Raw genomic sequence first — 16518 nt, 5'->3', positions numbered from 1 at the left:
AGCACCCTACAGCTTACTCGTAAATCCTGTAGTTTTTTAAATCTGTTTCGGAAATTTGCTCTGCGAGGACTAGCCTGTAGTGTTTTTCTTGTACTACCTTGACTTTCTCGCTCTTGGTTCTATAATTTGCGGATTTACCCCATAATATCTAGCTGCTTGAGACATATCAAACATTAGTAAATTTTCGTTTCCTAACTCTTGTATCATTCCAGGTTTAGATAAACATACATCAAGAACTTTAAGAATTTCTGATGCTACTGCCTTAGCTAATAACGGTGGAACAGAATTTCCTATCTGCCGAAATCCATGCCATTTTGTCACATGAAATCTGAACCAATCTGGATAAGAATGTAAACGCGCAGCTTCGCGCACAGTAATACATCTTGGGGTAAATGGATGAATTGGTCTAGCAGAAGTAAAAGCTCCTCTATTGCTAGCAGTTCCTGCTCTAAGTGTGTTGCATATTCCTTCAGGAGCAAGTTTATAAAAGCGGCTGACAGGTTCTGTTTTCCCAGCGGGAGTAAACTCAAACCTTTTGATAGATTCTAAAGTATGCTTTGTTCTTAAACTTGAGGTGAGCATTCTATAGTCATATTTACGCTCATATGAATAATCGTTATCTGTGGAGCAAAGACCACGAAGTTGTCTTCCGTAATCACTTGGCTTTCCAAAGTTGGCAATTACCGAGTCTTTTTCAAAAAGCTCTATATAATCTTCGACTTCAGGTAGGTCGCCAATTGCATCCCAAACTGTAGGACTTAATGGAACTTGGTTATTTAACCCTGCTTTCTTTAATTTTGCCAATCTAGTCATTGGATCGGGATAATTTGGTAATTCCAAATCTTGACGACAACCTAGCAAAAATAATCTTTCCCGATTCTGCGGCACTCCATATTCAGCAGCATTTAAGACTTTATAATCTTTACGAATCTTATAACCGTTTTGCTCAAATTCATTGATGATGATTGAAATAAACTCTTTGTGCTTTCCCAGGACCATGCCTTTAACATTTTCTAAAACAAAGTACTTTGGCTGTAATTGTAAAACTAACCGAATAAAATGATTGACTAGGGAATTACGAGGGTCGTCAAAAACACGTTTACCTATCAATGAGAAACCTTGACATGGTGGTCCACCAAACACCACATCGATTTCTCTATCACCAATAGAGGAGCGACTTCTAATTTCTGCTGCTGTAATATCCACGACACTTTTACATAAAATAGTCCAAAAAGGAAAATTAAACTCATGTGTCGCACAATGAATTGGATCAATTTCTATAGATGCAAGTACGTCAAATCCTGCTTGCTCAAAACCAAGAGTCATGCCACCAGCACCAGCAAATAAATCAACAGCGATAGGTCTTTGTTTGTGGTTACTGTAAATCATCTTGGATTTTTAAGCTACCAATTCGGGATTTTAGATGAAAAATGCGTAAGGGCGCTGTTAGCAGCGCCTCTACTCTGGATTGTTGAGTTGTAGCCTAATTTAACGTAAGTTCGACCGGTTGAAAACAGCACGAAAAAAGGCTGAAGGTGGAATTATACCAATTCGCCATGAAGATGCACTTAATATTAGAAAACGTAGACGCGCAACGGTAAGGCAGTGCTGCAGGACAGTTTCCTAAGCTCTGATTTTTCCGTTAGTCATTTTCATGAATTCTGAACTATTGAGAATAATTCTGTGGAAGAAGCCACGCTGCGTAGTGGTTTGAGGAGTTGCCGTGAAAAATCGCATGGCAACAAATACCCCAGCTACGAGCGATGCCTGGAGAACGCCGTACTCGTACGTATGCGGAATCCAAGAAGAACATGAAAAATCGCCTGGTTGGGTTGATCTTTTTTAGTTCGCTCAACTCAGAGGTTGTTTCAAAAGTGTAAGAAGGTATAAATTTGCCATTCTGAGCGGATCGGTAGTGGAGCGTGCCTCCTGGGGCGGAGCTGCGAATTGCGCTTAGCGCGCGCATGATTGCGCTTAGAATCTAGGGTTTTAGGGAGATACTGAAATGCTCACTAAGCTTTGCTGCGTGCCTCGTAGAGGGAGGAGCTACGCTAACAGCATGACAGCAAAAGGCACTTTTAAAACATCCTCTCACGTAAGTTTAAGAAAAATCTGCATGATGACAAATGTCATGGTGCGCTCGTGACATTTATTAGATGGTTGTGAAAAATTTTACGGATATCTTAAAACTATCGAGTGAAGGGACGAGAGCAAACCTCAAACAAAACCAGGCAGTCTCAGTCTCAAAGCTATTTTCTTCTACATTATATTGCACAAAAGGAAATTCATATGGCAGTCATTAAAGGCACTTCTTTCAACGACAACGGTACATTTTTTCCTGTAATTCACGGTACTGGAGAAAACGACACCATCTACGGTTATGAAGGCAACGATATTATCTTTGCTGGTGCAGGTGATGATCTTGTCTTTGGTGGTTCAGATAATGACAGTCTCTATGGAGGTGGTGGCAATGACAGTCTCTATGGAGGTGATGGCATTGATAGTCTCTATGGTGAACTAGGCAATGACACCCTCTCTGGTGGCAAAGGTATAGACACACTTGTTGGTGGTGTCGGTGATGATATTTACTATGTAGATACTGTCGAGTCCGTCAAAACAGGCGATACACTTTTCCCCACTTATACTTATGACAAAGTCGTTGAGAAATCGGGAGAAGGAATCGATACAGTTAAGTCTTACGTGGATGGTTACACCTTAGCCGCTAATGTTGAAAACTTGGAGTTAATTGGCAGCGCTGCGATCGCAGGTTACGGCAACGAACTCGATAATAAAATTACTGGTAACGCATTCGACAACATTTTATCTGGTGGTAAAGGTAACGATACCCTATATGGTATGAATGGCAATGATACGCTTGTCGGTTACGGCGGTGGAACCAACGAACAGGACACCCTTATTGGTGGTAGTGGAAAAGATACCTTCGTTTTGGGTTCCTGGACTGAAGTGTATTACTACAATCAAGGTAATAACTATGCCAAGATTGTCGATTGGGAAGTAGGTGTAGATAAAATCCAAGTCCGTGAAGGGAACTATACTCTTGCAGAAAGCAATTTCAGTCTTGGCAGTAGCAGTAAATTAGATACTGGAATTTACTATCAAAATGACCTCATTGCTGTGTTGCAAGATATCAGTAAGAGTCAGATTAACATACAACAAGATTTCGAGTTTTTGAAAGTTCCAGGCTAATGCTTAAACACAGATACTCAGGTCTTAGCTCAGCTATTAGCCAAAATGGTTTGACTGATGATTTGACCGGAAATTGGAGGGCGCAAGCCCCTAGTTTCTAATTATGGGCGACGCCAAGGGGAATTTATTCCCACTGTCGTATATAATATTCATGTTGGCTTGCCACAGGTGAGAATTCGTCGGTATCACCGATAAAACTACGACGTAAAATGATGGCAACAGCAAGGGCGCGAACAACCCTTAAAACGCATGGACTCAAAAGAGTACCAACCACCAGGAAACGTGAGTTTTTGTGCATAAAAAGGTAGGGCGGGGCACGCCCAAACTCTGGACTACGTATTCCAGTACGCTTGTGGAGAGCAAACCCCTGGGTACACTTGCTCAAACTAGATGATGCGTTCATACACGGTCATTCGGTGAGAGGAACGGCAGCGCCCTTGTGTATTAAAGTTAGCTCTGTGAAACTAGAATCCCCTGGGTTCTACGCATGGGGAGTGTCAATACAGTACACCAAAATCTTAGGGGTGCCGCGACTTGATTCTGTTAGACAATGTAGAGACGCGCTCTCATGAAAGCGTCTCTACACAATCTTTTTGATGAAAACAGAGGTTTTACCTCCAATTTTCCAACAGTCCAATGTTTTTGTATTAATTTACACTCTAGTCTTTGTTGGCAACTCAGAGTTCTTCAGCCAACATAGAAAGGTATTAGCAAAAATCGCGGCTTGAGTGCGATCGCGTAAATTGAGTCGAGTCAGAATATGAGTGATGTGATTTCTGACTGTCCCTTCAGAAAGAAAGAGAGTTTGGGCAATTTCTCGATTGCTTAAACCCGTTGCAATCAAACACAAAACTTCTCGTTCTCTGAGAGTGAGTTGCCCGAGTTCCTCTGGTGGCTCTTTTTGTGCTTCTGGCTCAGAAACTGGTACGACACTTAGCATCTTTTCCAAAATTCCGGGTCCGAAGTAAGTATACCCTTTGTGAATCGAACGAATTGCTGCTGCTAGTTCCTGTGCCGGTGTATCCTTCAATAAGTATCCTTTAGCTCCAAAGCGTAAGGCTCTGGAGACATATGGAGTATCATCAAAGGTTGTAAGAATCAGAATCTTTGTGTCTGGAAACTGCTTGCAAATCTGCTCGGTAGCAGCAACTCCATCCATTACGGGCATTCGGATGTCCATCAACACGACATCGGGTTGAAAATTCCTACCATAAAGACTTTCCATCTGATGAATCGCTTTTTGACCGTTTTCTGCTTCTGCCACTATTTCTAAATCGGGCTGAATCTCTAATAGAGTTTTCAAGCCACGACGGACAATCTCTTGGTCTTCAACCAGCAATACCCGAATCATAAGTGAGTTAGTTATAAGTGAGTTATAAGAAATAATTTAAGAACCCATCAAGAACCCATCCGCTTTTAACGGTGGGACACAACAAGGCAAGTTTTTTAGCAACCGTAAAATTATTAAACTTGATATTGGGCTAATAAAACCTAAATTTACGAAATTTTAGTAAATATTTTACAATAATATTCGGTAATTCCCTCAAGGCTCAAATTTGCTCTTTGTTGGTTCTCAATAGACATCTCCAGAAATTAATTGTGCGTTGTCTACAACCCTTGTACCAGACGTGCCATGGCACGTCTCTACATTGTTTTTTGGAGAGGTCTAATCTGCTATTGTGGGAAATTTAGCTGCAATGAGACAACCTGTATTTGGTTCGCTGACAATCTCCAACTGACCGTTCAAAGCAGTGACTCGTTCCTGCATTCCCCTGAGTCCAAATCCCTTTGTATTGCGCTCCACCTGAAAGCCTTTGCCATTATCCTGAAGCATTAGAAATACACCAGAAGCTGTAGACTGAAGCTGAATCTGGACAGCACTTGCCTGGGCATACTTGCAAATGTTCGTCAGTCCTTCCTGTAAAATTCGGTAAATTGCTGTGTTTATCGAATCGGGTAAATTGGGCGTAACGTCAATATGGCACTCTGGCTTCACACCAGTTAGGCGATGAAATTCATCTGTAAGACTTGCGATCGCCCTTTCTAAGGAATGACCTTGCAGTGGCTCAGACCTGATCAGCGTGACTGATTCGCGTACTGCTTTCAACGTCTCTGACCCCAGTTGTTTTGCCTCCAACACAAATGCATGAGCTTTGTCCAAGTCCTCGTGCCATAGAGCCAAAGCAGCTTCAATTTGAATATTGAGTGCAACCAGCGAATGCCCTAAGGAGTCATGAATGTCACGGGCAATTCGATTGCGCTCTTCCACAGCCGTCATTTCCTGAATCCGCTGGTTAAGTTCCCGTTCTTGCTCCAAAGCTTTGAGGAGTTCTTTCTCTGCAAGCTGCAAACGGGAATTTTGAAGTTGAAGTTGTTCTCGCAATCTACGGCTTGTGAGTTGAGTTTCAACACGGGCGAAGACTTCCTCTAGTTGAAAAGGCTTGGTAATGTAATCTACACCTCCAACTGAGAACGCTTTTACCTTATCAAAGGCTTCAGTTAAAGCGCTGAGGAAAATGACCGGAATCTCGGAAGTTTGGGCATTTGCTTTCAACTGCTGGCAAACTTCATAGCCATTGAGTCCTGGCATATTGATGTCGAGCAAAATCAAATCCGGTGGTTGAGCGGTGGCACCCATTAACGCCATTGAGCCGTTTGTCACCCCCCGCACCTCATACCCCTGCTCGGTAAGTATGTTAGATAAGAGGCGCAGGTTATCAAGGGTGTCGTCAACAATAAGGATATCTCCCTTGTGTAATTGACTATTGTTCATCTTCAGCCTGAGTCAAAACCAACGAACAAGTATCTGTGAGAGCATCCGTCAATATTCGTCCCATATTTCCAGGCTTTTATCCTTATTATTTGACTTTTAAAGAAGAAAAATAGCAAACTTTGAGGGCTGAGGAATTGCTAAATGCATGAGGCAAACACTAAGTCAATAGTTCTTTATTTTACTCTAACTCAAGTCACAAAAGAACGTTTATAGTGTAAAAATACATATATCAATTTTTTCTTATTAAAAGAATCAAAGCTGTTCCATGAAAAGTATTAATGACATGAGGTTAGAAACTGAATTTCCAGTTGTTCTGACCGACCAAGAAGGATTTATCAATTATGTCAATGATTCTTTTAAAACTGTTTTTGGCTGGAGTTCGGAGGAGATAGTTGGCTTACCCCTCGAAGTCATTATTCCCAGCAGCCTTCACGATTCCCATCGACTCAGTTTTTCCCGCTTTGTTATGACGGAAAAGTCTCATGTTCTCAATCATCCTCTCCTACTGAAAGCCGTAACCAAGGATGGAAAAGAATTCGAGAGCGAACATTTGATTACGGCACACAAGCAAGGAGAACATTGGTTGTTTGGAGCAATGATTCGTCCTTTGTAAAGCAATAATAATTTTGCAATAAGGTTGTATTTAAGGTTGTATTTATGGAGAACGATCTTGCCCTTCAGTTGAGCCGACTGCGTTCAACTTTAGGAAAGATGGAGGTTGCACTAGGAGCTATTGATAACGCGATCGTTTGGACGAGTGAAGACACCGTTGTGCAATGGTGCAACACAGTCTTTGATCGCCTGCTTGACAGACCTCATATCACTATTCTGGGAAGGCAACTGATTGAGCTACTACCATTAGCACAGCAGGGTCAAGAGATTCTACCCTCAACACATCCAGCGGTAAAGGCACTCCAAAATGAACTTAAAGCCACTGAATATGAATTTCAACAATACGAGCAAACCTTAATCCTGGAAATTTCTGGCAGCTGTATTCAATTGGTCGGAGGCGAGAAATGTGCTGTTTTGGTGATTCGCGATATCACGGTGCGCAAACAGATAGAAGTCGCACTCAACCAGGCTAAAGAAGCAGCGGATGTAGCAAACAATGCCAAAAGTCAGTTCTTGGCAAACATGAGCCACGAACTGCGAACTCCTCTCAATATTATCCTGGGCTTTACTCAATTGCTTGCTAGGAGTAGCACTGTTCATGCTCAGCAACAGGAGTACTTGGAGGCGATCGCCCGCAGTGGCGAACACTTGTTGAATTTGATTGATGATGTCTTGGAAATGTCCAAAATTGAGGCGGGCAAAACCATATTTCATCAAACTAACTTCGACTTAAAGTATCTTTTGGACAGTTTGCAACAGATGTTTCGGTTAAAAGCCGAGTCTAAAGGATTGAAGCTGATCTTTGAATTAGCCCCTGACCTTCCTCAATATATTCGCAGCGATCAGAGCAAACTGCGCCAGGTTTTCATTAACTTGTTAGGCAATGCTGTTAAGTTCACCCAAGCAGGCAGAGTTATTTTGCGAGGAAAGCGGGGGAATGAGGAACAAGACAGACGATTGCGCTTGTTTTTTGAAGTCGAAGATACCGGTCCTGGTATTGATTTCACTGAACTTGAGTGTTTATTTGAGCCGTTCGTGCAAACTCAGACTGGTCAAAACTCTCAAGAGGGGGGAACTGGGCTGGGCTTGCCGATCAGTCAGAAATTTGTCCGCTTGATGGGAGGAGAGATTACCGCAGACAGCACCTTGGAGATCGGAACCATTTTTAAGTTTGATATCCAAACCCAGGAGGTTGAAGCCTCGGAGGTACAGGTTCAAAAATCGACTCAGCAAGTCAGCGCTTTGGCTCCGGGGCAACCGCATTATCGCATTCTAGTCGTAGAGGACAAACAGGAAATTCGCCAACTTATGATCGAGTTGCTGCAACCTGTGGGTTTTGACGTGCGGGAAGCTAACAACGGGCAAGAAGCGATCAAATTGTCTGCGAGTTGGCGTCCCCATCTAGTCTGGATGGATATGCGAATGCCTTTGATGGATGGGTATGAAGCAACCAAACGGATAAAATCGGCAGGGGATTGTGCCCCTGTTGTGATTGCTTTGACGGGCAGTGCTTTTGAAGAGGATCGGCTCATAGCTTTGTCTATAGGCTGTGACGATTTCGTCCGCAAGCCCTTTTCCGCTGAAACCATATTTGAAAAGATGGCTGAATACTTGGGTGCCAAGTATATCTATGCCACGCACGAAACAAAACTGCACCAACAGCCGATTCTCTCGACAGAGGAGATCGCAGATGCGATCGCACAAATGCCTGTTGAGTGGGTGGAACAATTGCACCAGGCTGCGACAAGAGTTAATGCCAAGCACGTTCTCAAGCTCGTTAACGAGATTCCTCAGTCACACGCTTGTTTAGCTAAAGCCTTGACTAACCTAGTTCATGATTTTTCTTTTGAAGAAATTATTGCTTTAACTAATGCACGCTAATTCCCTATTTGTCAATCGTCCTGGGGATGTAAACCGAGTTTAAACGTGCAGTGCGTTACAGTTCAAAATAATTCTTGTCGAGCCGTAATATCAGGTTTGGTTGATTACTTATCATTCCTGAAGAACCCCACCCCGCCAAAGCTGCGCTTAGGCTCCCTGCCCCTAATCCCCAGAGGGGACCCCGAGTTCCCCGCTTGCGGGGAGGGGATAAAGGGGTGGGGTGCAGTCAACGTGGAAATCATAACTAATTAGCCGAACATGATATAACACACGCGAATTAAGGTTTTCTTTATAAGCACGCTCTAATGTTAAAAATTTGGTAGCATTTGCAAAATTTCTTTGGCAGCGCGATCGCACACTCCCACTTCTCCCAAACGCTGCTGCATTTCTTGATAGTCTGCCAACATTTGCTGTTTACGCTCAGAATTGAGCAATAATTCCAGCGCTGCTTGGGTAATGTTCTCTGGTGTTGCTTGCTCTTGTAACAACTCTGGCACAATTGGCTTCATCACCACTAAATTGGTTGGCGATGCGAAAGGTATAGAACCTTTGAGGACAGTACGGGCAATCCACGCGGTAATCGGATGAAGTCGGTAGAGGACAACTTGGGGTACGTTCAACAGTGCCAGTTCCAGGTTAACTGTGCCAGATTTGGTGATTGCCATATCAGCCGCGGCGAGGACTTCCTGAGTTTTGCCGGATACCACAGAACCTTGTAAACCGTAACGCTGTATTGCCTGTTCAATTGGTTTTCGGTAGATTTCCAGAGATAAAGGTATCCAAAAATGTACCTGAGGCAACTTGGCTTGAATCACTTGAGCTGCCTGGAACATCACAGGCAGAAGATGTTTAAGTTCTTGGCGACGAGACGCGGGCAGAAGAGCCACACTTATGACATCCTCCGCAATTCCTAACTGCGTACGCGCCGTCTCGCGACTCGGAAAGCTTTGAACTCTATCTACTAAAGGATGCCCTACCCAGGTTACATTTGCTCCTTTTTCTTGGAAATACCGGGCTTCCCCTGGAAAGACTGCTAGCAGCTTATCTGTTATGCCAACAATTAAGTTGGTATTACGTGAATTCAGTGACCAAACCCACTCTTGTGGTGCTATATAAAATACAACAGGTATTTGTGGCAGATTTTGACGAAGATAGTTGCCTATGACAATATTTGGTGTCATGTAGTCAATTAGCACCACCAAGTCAGGTGGATTTTGCTTGAGATAGGCGATCGCCCGTCGCTGAATCTGGAGTGTTGGTAACACGTAAGGCAGTGATTCCAGAATACCCACTGAGCCAATTCTAGTAGTATTTTCTAAAAGGGTAGCTCCAACATTTGCCATCTTTTCGCCACCCAGCGCCACAATTTCTAATTCCAATCCAGCCAATGCCGCTTGACGCTTAAGCGCAGCAACTAGCAGCGACCCTTGCAAGTCGCCAGACACTTCGCCAGTACTAATAAATATTCGCATTTATAAATTTAGGAATAGGAAATTGGAGATGAGGGAGATGGGGAGGTGGGGAGAAATTCTAAATGTTGAATGAGCGAATTTTGAATTGATTCGTCCCCTTGTCCCCTTGTCTCATAACTTATGATTCGTCACTCACGACAGCTTTCCCCTTTCCAGGAATTAAGCCGCGTCTTCCTGGCATTTGAGAAAGTAGCAAAAAGCGACGCAGATGCTGTAACTGTTGGGTATCCCCTAGTAGTTCCAACTGTTCCAAGGATTCCTTAAAAACCATCTCAGAACGGTAAAGAATACGAAAGGCTTTTTTCAGGATTTGAAACTCATCAGTGCTAAAACCAGCGCGTTTGAGTCCTACAAGATTCAGAGCTCGCACTCGCGATGGATTTCCTTCTACAAGCATATATGGAGGGACATCTCGCTCAATGCGGCTCATGCCCCCCACCATTGCCAAAGTCCCAATATGCACAAATTGATGAATTCCCAGAACCCCGCTTATGACTGCTCGTGACTCTATGTGGACGTGTCCGGCGATCGCTACAGAATTAGAAATAGTGACATTGTCTTCTATGACAGAATTATGACCCACATGAACATAAGCCATGAGTAGGTTACCGTTGCCAATACGAGTTTCTTTACCTGTACCAGTGGCGCGGTTAATCGTGACGTATTCGCGAATGCGGTTATCATCTCCGATTTTGACCCAGCTAAATTCGCCATCGTATTTCCGATCTTGGGGTTCCATGCCAATAACGGTTCCCGGAAAAATTTGATTTCGTGCCCCAATCTCCAAAGGTCCTTCTAGTACGGCGTGAGCGCCGATGGTGGTTTCAGGACCGACTTTGACATGCCCTCCAATCACAGCATAAGCACCGACTTGCACTGTAGGGTGCAATTCTGCATTAGGATGAATTACAGCAGTTTGATGAATTAGGGTTTTCAAGGGTGCATCTCCACAAGAGTCTTGAATGCTGAGAGTTTAGTTATTTAGTAGCCGAAAGTATCAGGTGAGCTACTTATGTGTGAGGGCGTCGAAAATATAAAACTAAAATAATAATGCTGTTGTGAGTTGTTTCTTTTACTGATATCCTTATTCAGAATTCAGTAAAAGGTTCAGGAAAGGCACGTCACGGTCGTGCCTCTACCACAAAAGCAAATTTTCAGGTTACTAGGGAAAACATCAGTTCGCCTTCAGTAGCGAGCTGACCGTCTACTTCGGCACGCGCTTGCATTTTACCGAAACGACGTTGTTTTACCCACAACAGTTCCACAGTCATAACCAGTTGATCTCCTGGTACGACTTGACGGCGGAAGCGAACTTTATCGATACCAGCAAAGACAAAGAGTCCGCCTTCCATCTCTGGAAGTTGAGTCAAGACAACACCGCCAACTTGTGCCATTGCTTCTACAATCAGCACTCCTGGCATAATAGGACGTCCTGGAAAATGCCCTTGAAAATGGGGTTCATTGATAGTGACGTTCTTAATGCCAACAGCTCGTTTTCCCGGCACATATTCAATAATCCGGTCTACGAGCGCAAAAGGGTAGCGGTGAGGTAGCAGCTTTTGGATGTCTTCTATAGAGTAAATGACCTGGTTGTCAGACTTGCCTGTGGTGGCATTATCTGGCTGGTCATTGGTAGATGCTGGTGTTGTGGGAATATCGATGGTATTGACTTCTTTGGTGACGCTTGACATTGACAGTACGATTTATTTTCTATTGTTCTTTTTTGCGTAGGTGCTTGTTTGACCCTCCCCCTAAAAATGTGGATTGTGGATTGAGAATTGGCTTGTAGTGAGCGCTGAAGCGCTTACTACGAACCAACTTCCAAATCTAAAATCCTTTGCGCCAGTTGAATGTGTAAATTGTGGCTGGCTTTGTACGCCAAAAAATGAGCGCAAGGGAAAATTGCAAGCAAGCTTAAATCTCCTACTAAATCCAAGATTTTATGACGTACTGGCTCATTTGCAAATCTTAATGGCGGATTTACCCAACCGTCTGGTCCACAAACCAGAGCATTATCCAAGCTGCCACCTTTAATCAACCCCGACTGCTGCAAGTGTTCTATTTGATGCAGTAAACCAAAGGTACGGGCAGGAGCAATTTCTAGAGCAAAGGTATCATCAGGGTTTTCCTTATTGGGAGCGAACGACCAGCTGTGCCATTGATTACCAATTGCCGGGAAATCGAAATCAATACCGTAGGTAAAGCGAGTTTCTGGGGCTGGAATGGCACAGACAAAAGCATCACCCTGACGCACCCAAATTGGTTGGTCGATGAGGTGAGGAACTTTTTCCTCGCTCAGGGTTTGTGACACTAAGCCAACTTGGGCGATCGCCTCTGTCCACACCTTCGCTGATCCATCCAAAAGTGGCACTTCTGGACCGTCAATTTCAATTCGGGCGTTATCGACTTTCATTGCAGCAAGAGCTGCTAGCAAATGCTCTACCGTGCGGACAGATGCCTCTCCTTTACCTAATTGAGTGGAAAGCACGGTTTGATTCACCGCTGCGACTTGGGCTGGAATGATTGGAGTATCGGGCAAATCCACGCGCACAAAGTAGCGTCCACTTCCCGCTTCGGCTGGTTTTACCCGAACTTGGGTAGTGACTCCGCTGTGCAGTCCCACTCCTGTTTGGTTAATTTGCGCTGCTAATGTATGTTCTTGCATATTGTTTTTTGTCCTTTGTCATTTGTCCTTTGTCCTTTGTCCTTGGTCCTTAGTCATTTGTCGTGAAGAATGACTAATGACTAATGACTAATGACTAATGACTAATGACTAATGACTAATGACTACTTAGAACCTTTCGCCAATACCAAAGTTGATCCGGCTATCTCCATCATCGTTAATGCCGTAGTCAATACGAATTGGTCCCAAAGGAGACTGCACGCGCACGCCAACACCGTAGCCGTAACCAGTACCATTTTTGTTCAGCAACTGAGATGCTCTATTACCAGTTCCGAAATCGGAACCAACATCAAAAAATAGTGCGCCGCTGACGACGGAGAAAACTGGGAAGCGATACTCAACCGATGCTTGTACGAAACTACGTCCACTGGCTAAGCCTCCTTCGTCATATCCTCGAACAGAGTTGCTACCACCGAGAGAAAAGGCTTCGTAGGGAGGTAAGTCACCAAGGATTGTTCCCGCTTGAAGATTAAAAGCAAGGGTTTGCGGTCCTTTAGTGAAGTTAATAAAGCTTACAGGGAAGTATTGGCTGTAGCTACCCCGCAACCTGGTTAAGAGAATATTGCCCAGTCCTATCGGCACCGACTGGTCAAGACCAACGCGGAAGTAAGAACCACTGGTAGGTTGCAAGGGGTTATTTCTCAGATCGCGTGCAGCACCTAGTTGCAATAGCAACAAATCGTCTTCACCTTCCCCAGATTGGGTCAACTCAATGAGCTCATTTGTGCCCTCGGGTGGGCGCTCGAGACGCCCCAGACTTCTAGTATCGCCATCAGCATCTTTGGTAGTTACTCGTTGATACTGCAAACCAGCTGAAGCTGTCCATTCTGACCTTTCGTAGGGATTTCTGGACAAGGGACGGGTGAAGTTAACACCGCCTCCCAAACGCACAATACGGGGGCGATCGCCATCAGCATTGGGATTGTTGGGGTTGAAAGTCTCAATGTTTCTATCGTCGCCTTCAAAAATCAATGAAATCGACTGACGGCGGAAGAGATTTGCCGTATAAGAAGTCCGGAAGGGGTCACCACCTATCCAGGGATCTGTAAAGCGCAGATCAAACAGAAACTCTCCCCTTGTTCCTACCTGCGCCTCTGCCCCTAATTTTTGATTTCTGCCATTGAGGTTTTGCTCCTGATAGCTGATTGAACCAAACAATCCACTGGCAGAACTCAAACCAGCACCCGCACCAATAGAACCACTGTTACGCTCAACCACGTTGACGACCACATTCACCTTGCTGGGGTCTGTACCAGGGTCAAGAGAAACATTCACATCTTCAAACAGCCCCAGTCCGAAGACCCTTTGCAAGTCTTTTTGCACTGTGTTGCGGTTGAAAACTGTTCCGGGCTTGATCTGCAGTTCTCGCGTCACGATATAGGGTTGCGTCCGTCCCCGGATCGGTTGTCCCTTGTCGTTTGTCACCTGACCTTCTTTATTGCGGAACTGAACTCGGATATTTTCTACCACCCCTTCTGTCACTTGCAAAGTGACAACTCCGTTTTCAGAGACTTGCGGTGCTCCAATTACGTTTGCCAGCACATAACCTTGGTCTTGATAGCGCTTGCTTAATTGCTTGATGCCCTCTTGTAAATCACGCAAGTTAAGGATTTTGCCATACTGGTTTTTAAATATTTCATCTGCAGTAGTAGCAGGTAGTACAGAGGGAACATTTGCGCCGGCATTTGCCTGCACTTGCACCTTAGTCAGCACGGGGTTAGGTCGTACAACAAAGCTTACCCGTACTCCCACAGGCGTATCTTCTGGCACTGCTTGGACGTTGGAGAAGAAGCCAGTGCCAAAAATGGAGTTAATATCTTCTTGCAGTTGGGAACGGGTTGTTGTTCGTCCTGGTTGCGTGCGAATGGCTCTATACACTTGCTCTTCCAGTTCCGGCACGAGTTGCCCGCTTTCAGATCTAACCAAGACTTCAGAGACGAGCACGCGGGGTTCAGCAGCTTCTGGGGATTGCTCTGGTTGGGGGCTTCCTGGAGCTTGTGGAGATGTAGGTTCAGCCCCGGGTTGATTGGTACCATTTGGTGTAGTGGGAGTACCAGGAGCTTGGGGAGGTGTTTGCTGCTGTTGAATGCTTGGGAAAGGTGTTTGCCCAGGATTTTGTCCCGGTTCAGCCCCGGGTTGATTGGTACCATTTGGTGTAGTGGGAGTACCAGGAGCTTGGGGAGGTGTTTGCTGCTGTTGAATGCTTGGGAAAGGTGTTTGCCCGGGATTTTGTCCCGGTTCAGTCGCAGGTTGATTGGTACCACCTTGGGGAGGTGTTTGCTGCTGTTGAGTGTCAGGAGCGGGTGTTTGTTGTTGAATGCTTGGAAAAGGTGTTTGCCCAGGATTTTGTCCCGGTTCAGCCCCAGGCTGGTTGATATTTTCCGGTGCAGGAGTGGGATTGGGAGCTTGGGGAGATGTTTGCTGTTGTTGAGTGTCAGGAGCGGGCGTTTGCAGAGGATTTTGTGCAATTGTTGAAGATCTGGAGCTTCTTGGCAATATGACCTTTTTTGTCGCTGTTGATGCTGAAGCTGGGAAGATCCCGACTTTGTACTGTTGATTGCTTAAAGGTTTTAAACCCTCTGCTGTCTGTTTAGAACTGTTGGGGAACCCTGTCGTTGTTGACTTTTCTGTGGAACTTGGCAGTACGAGTTCCGGCTTCGCTATTGCTGCTGACGAAGCTGGGAAGATCCCGACTTTGTACTGTTGATTAGTTAAAGGTTTTAAACCCTCTGCTGTCTGGTTTAAATTTGAAGTGTTGGGCGTTTGTGCATTTGCACTCAGCGAACTGCCAAAAGGGGCTGCAATCGCCACAACTGTGACTAAAACGGGAGATAAGCGCATTTTTTTTGGATTCCTCTTCACGTCCACACACCATCACTAGGCAATCATGCTCTCAACCAAAGGTTAATGTAAAAATTACATTCTTAATTTTTGCCTTTTACCTTTATAAGGCAAATTGCAAAAGGCAAAAGTGGATAAGAATCATTTGTTTTTCTTTTTTACCAAAGTATTAGGCATTGGGGATCAACAATTGGGAATTGGGAATGACTTAGTCGCCACTCGCCAATTCCTTATCTGCTTCAATTGCTTTCCACAGCTTTAAGTACTCGTTGTAAAACCTCCTGGTAGGCATTCTCTACATTCCCCAAATCTTGACGGAAGCGGTCTTTGTCCAGTACCCGGAGATTCGGGTCACCTACAGCAGAATTGTCCCATAAACGACAAGTGTCCGGACTAATTTCATCTGCCAATAGCAATTGCTGTTGTGAGTCCAAGCCAAACTCCAGTTTGAAGTCCACTAAGGTAATGTCGCACCGCCGGAAAAAGTCACAAAGAAACTTGTTGATTTGTAATGCTAGATGGGTAATGGTATCTACTTGTTCCGGAGTCGCGAGTTCTAACAGGAAAAGGCGATCGCCTGTTAACAATGGATCTCCCAATTCATCGTTTTTGTAATAAAACTCGACCAATGGCTGTTTTAACACAGTCCCCAGTGCTAATCCTGTTTGTTTGCAAAGACTTCCAGCAGCAATATTCCTCACCACGACTTCCAATGGCAAAATCTTCAACGCCTTTACCCGCATTTGATTCGGAGCAGGGCTGTCTATATAGTGAGTCTTTATACCATGCGCTTCTAGCTGTTGAAATAGTTTACTAGAAATGCTATTATTCATATTTCCCTTGCCCTGGATGCTACCCCGTTTTTGGGCGTTAAAGGCAGTTGCATCGTCTTTAAAATCAGCTAATAAAATTTCAGGATCATCCGTTGTGTAGAGGATTTTAGCTTTGCCTTCGTATACTTTTGTTTGAACAGACATGGCGAAAGGTAAAGTTATGGGCGATGAGCAGCTTTTATGCTTTTAGGCTTAACCATTTTATCTTTAGTCATC

Annotated in this window: 13 protein-coding genes; 3 read left to right on the top strand and 10 right to left on the bottom strand. The window is 44.5% G+C overall.

Features of this window, described 5'->3' with window-relative positions:
- Positions 1-93: 93 nt before the first annotated feature.
- Complete coding sequence (locus V5G28_RS22260) at positions 94-1389, bottom strand: DNA cytosine methyltransferase (RefSeq protein WP_332987604.1); 1296 nt, start codon at positions 1387-1389, stop codon at positions 94-96.
- Positions 1390-2289: 900 nt separating this feature from the next.
- Between V5G28_RS22260 and V5G28_RS22255 the strand changes: the two genes are divergently transcribed.
- A complete protein-coding gene (locus tag V5G28_RS22255; RefSeq protein WP_332987603.1) occupies positions 2290-3207 on the top strand; it encodes a calcium-binding protein in 918 nt (305 codons plus the stop codon).
- A 124-nt stretch (positions 3208-3331) separates the two neighbouring features.
- On the opposite strand, the gene V5G28_RS22250 is transcribed toward V5G28_RS22255, so the two are convergent.
- The 3 genes from V5G28_RS22250 to V5G28_RS22240 form a co-directional block, all read right to left on the bottom strand.
- Entirely contained in the window at positions 3332-3610 is a 279-nt protein-coding gene (locus tag V5G28_RS22250; protein WP_332987601.1) for a hypothetical protein, read from the bottom strand.
- Between the two features lie 249 nt (positions 3611-3859).
- Positions 3860-4558 carry a response regulator transcription factor gene (locus V5G28_RS22245; RefSeq protein WP_332987598.1) on the bottom strand — a complete coding sequence of 233 codons (699 nt, stop codon included), beginning with the start codon at positions 4556-4558 and terminating at the stop codon, positions 3860-3862.
- A gap of 315 nt (positions 4559-4873) precedes the next feature.
- Positions 4874-5980 carry an ATP-binding response regulator gene (locus V5G28_RS22240; RefSeq protein ID WP_332987596.1) on the bottom strand — a complete coding sequence of 369 codons (1107 nt, stop codon included), beginning with the start codon at positions 5978-5980 and terminating at the stop codon, positions 4874-4876.
- A 283-nt stretch (positions 5981-6263) separates the two neighbouring features.
- Here V5G28_RS22240 and V5G28_RS22235 point away from each other — a divergent pair, with 283 nt between their 5' ends.
- On the top strand, positions 6264-6593 hold the full coding sequence (locus V5G28_RS22235) for a PAS domain S-box protein (protein ID WP_336231287.1): 330 nt from the start codon (positions 6264-6266) through the stop codon (positions 6591-6593).
- A 44-nt stretch (positions 6594-6637) separates the two neighbouring features.
- Positions 6638-8473 (top strand): response regulator, encoded by a 1836-nt coding sequence (locus V5G28_RS22230; RefSeq protein WP_332987593.1) that lies wholly within the window; start codon positions 6638-6640, stop codon positions 8471-8473.
- A 308-nt stretch (positions 8474-8781) separates the two neighbouring features.
- On the opposite strand, the gene lpxB is transcribed toward V5G28_RS22230, so the two are convergent.
- The 6 genes from lpxB to purC all read right to left on the bottom strand — a co-directional run bounded on the left by lpxB (position 8782) and on the right by purC (position 16446).
- Positions 8782-9945, bottom strand: coding sequence for a lipid-A-disaccharide synthase (lpxB, locus tag V5G28_RS22225; protein WP_332987591.1), 1164 nt, complete (start codon positions 9943-9945; stop codon positions 8782-8784).
- A gap of 118 nt (positions 9946-10063) precedes the next feature.
- Positions 10064-10882: an acyl-ACP--UDP-N-acetylglucosamine O-acyltransferase gene (gene lpxA / locus V5G28_RS22220; protein WP_332987590.1), complete on the bottom strand. Its 819-nt coding sequence runs from the start codon at positions 10880-10882 to the stop codon at positions 10064-10066.
- 217 nt (positions 10883-11099) lie between these two features.
- A complete protein-coding gene (gene fabZ, locus V5G28_RS22215) occupies positions 11100-11636 on the bottom strand; it encodes a 3-hydroxyacyl-ACP dehydratase FabZ (protein ID WP_073629663.1) in 537 nt (178 codons plus the stop codon).
- Between the two features lie 116 nt (positions 11637-11752).
- Positions 11753-12610, bottom strand: a complete 858-nt coding sequence (gene lpxC / locus V5G28_RS22210) for a UDP-3-O-acyl-N-acetylglucosamine deacetylase (protein WP_332987588.1) — start codon at positions 12608-12610, stop codon at positions 11753-11755.
- Positions 12611-12736: 126 nt separating this feature from the next.
- Positions 12737-15469: a BamA/TamA family outer membrane protein gene (locus V5G28_RS22205; RefSeq protein WP_332987587.1), complete on the bottom strand. Its 2733-nt coding sequence runs from the start codon at positions 15467-15469 to the stop codon at positions 12737-12739.
- A gap of 239 nt (positions 15470-15708) precedes the next feature.
- Positions 15709-16446, bottom strand: a complete 738-nt coding sequence (gene purC / locus V5G28_RS22200; RefSeq protein ID WP_332987585.1) for a phosphoribosylaminoimidazolesuccinocarboxamide synthase — start codon at positions 16444-16446, stop codon at positions 15709-15711.
- Positions 16447-16518: the final 72 nt, after the last annotated feature.

The organism is Scytonema sp. PRP1 (assembly GCF_036697665.2).
Taxonomy (GTDB): Bacteria; Cyanobacteriota; Cyanobacteriia; order Cyanobacteriales; family Nostocaceae; genus Kalymmatonema; species Kalymmatonema gypsitolerans.
The sequence above is the reverse complement of the archived record's forward strand: the minus strand, read 5'-3'. Positions and strand labels throughout refer to the sequence as shown.

Coding starts and splice junctions, on each gene's coding strand:
- lpxC (WP_332987588.1), bottom strand. CDS start 12,610: ATGCAAGAACATACATTAGCAGCGCAAATTAACCAAACAGGAGTGGGA.
- V5G28_RS22260 (WP_332987604.1), bottom strand. CDS start 1,389: ATGATTTACAGTAACCACAAACAAAGACCTATCGCTGTTGATTTATTT.
- V5G28_RS22250 (WP_332987601.1), bottom strand. CDS start 3,610: ATGAACGCATCATCTAGTTTGAGCAAGTGTACCCAGGGGTTTGCTCTC.
- V5G28_RS22240 (WP_332987596.1), bottom strand. CDS start 5,980: ATGAACAATAGTCAATTACACAAGGGAGATATCCTTATTGTTGACGAC.
- purC (WP_332987585.1), bottom strand. CDS start 16,446: ATGTCTGTTCAAACAAAAGTATACGAAGGCAAAGCTAAAATCCTCTAC.
- V5G28_RS22235 (WP_336231287.1), top strand. CDS start 6,264: ATGAGGTTAGAAACTGAATTTCCAGTTGTTCTGACCGACCAAGAAGGA.
- V5G28_RS22230 (WP_332987593.1), top strand. CDS start 6,638: ATGGAGAACGATCTTGCCCTTCAGTTGAGCCGACTGCGTTCAACTTTA.
- V5G28_RS22255 (WP_332987603.1), top strand. CDS start 2,290: ATGGCAGTCATTAAAGGCACTTCTTTCAACGACAACGGTACATTTTTT.
- V5G28_RS22245 (WP_332987598.1), bottom strand. CDS start 4,558: ATGATTCGGGTATTGCTGGTTGAAGACCAAGAGATTGTCCGTCGTGGC.
- lpxB (WP_332987591.1), bottom strand. CDS start 9,945: ATGCGAATATTTATTAGTACTGGCGAAGTGTCTGGCGACTTGCAAGGG.
- V5G28_RS22205 (WP_332987587.1), bottom strand. CDS start 15,469: ATGCGCTTATCTCCCGTTTTAGTCACAGTTGTGGCGATTGCAGCCCCT.
- fabZ (WP_073629663.1), bottom strand. CDS start 11,636: ATGTCAAGCGTCACCAAAGAAGTCAATACCATCGATATTCCCACAACA.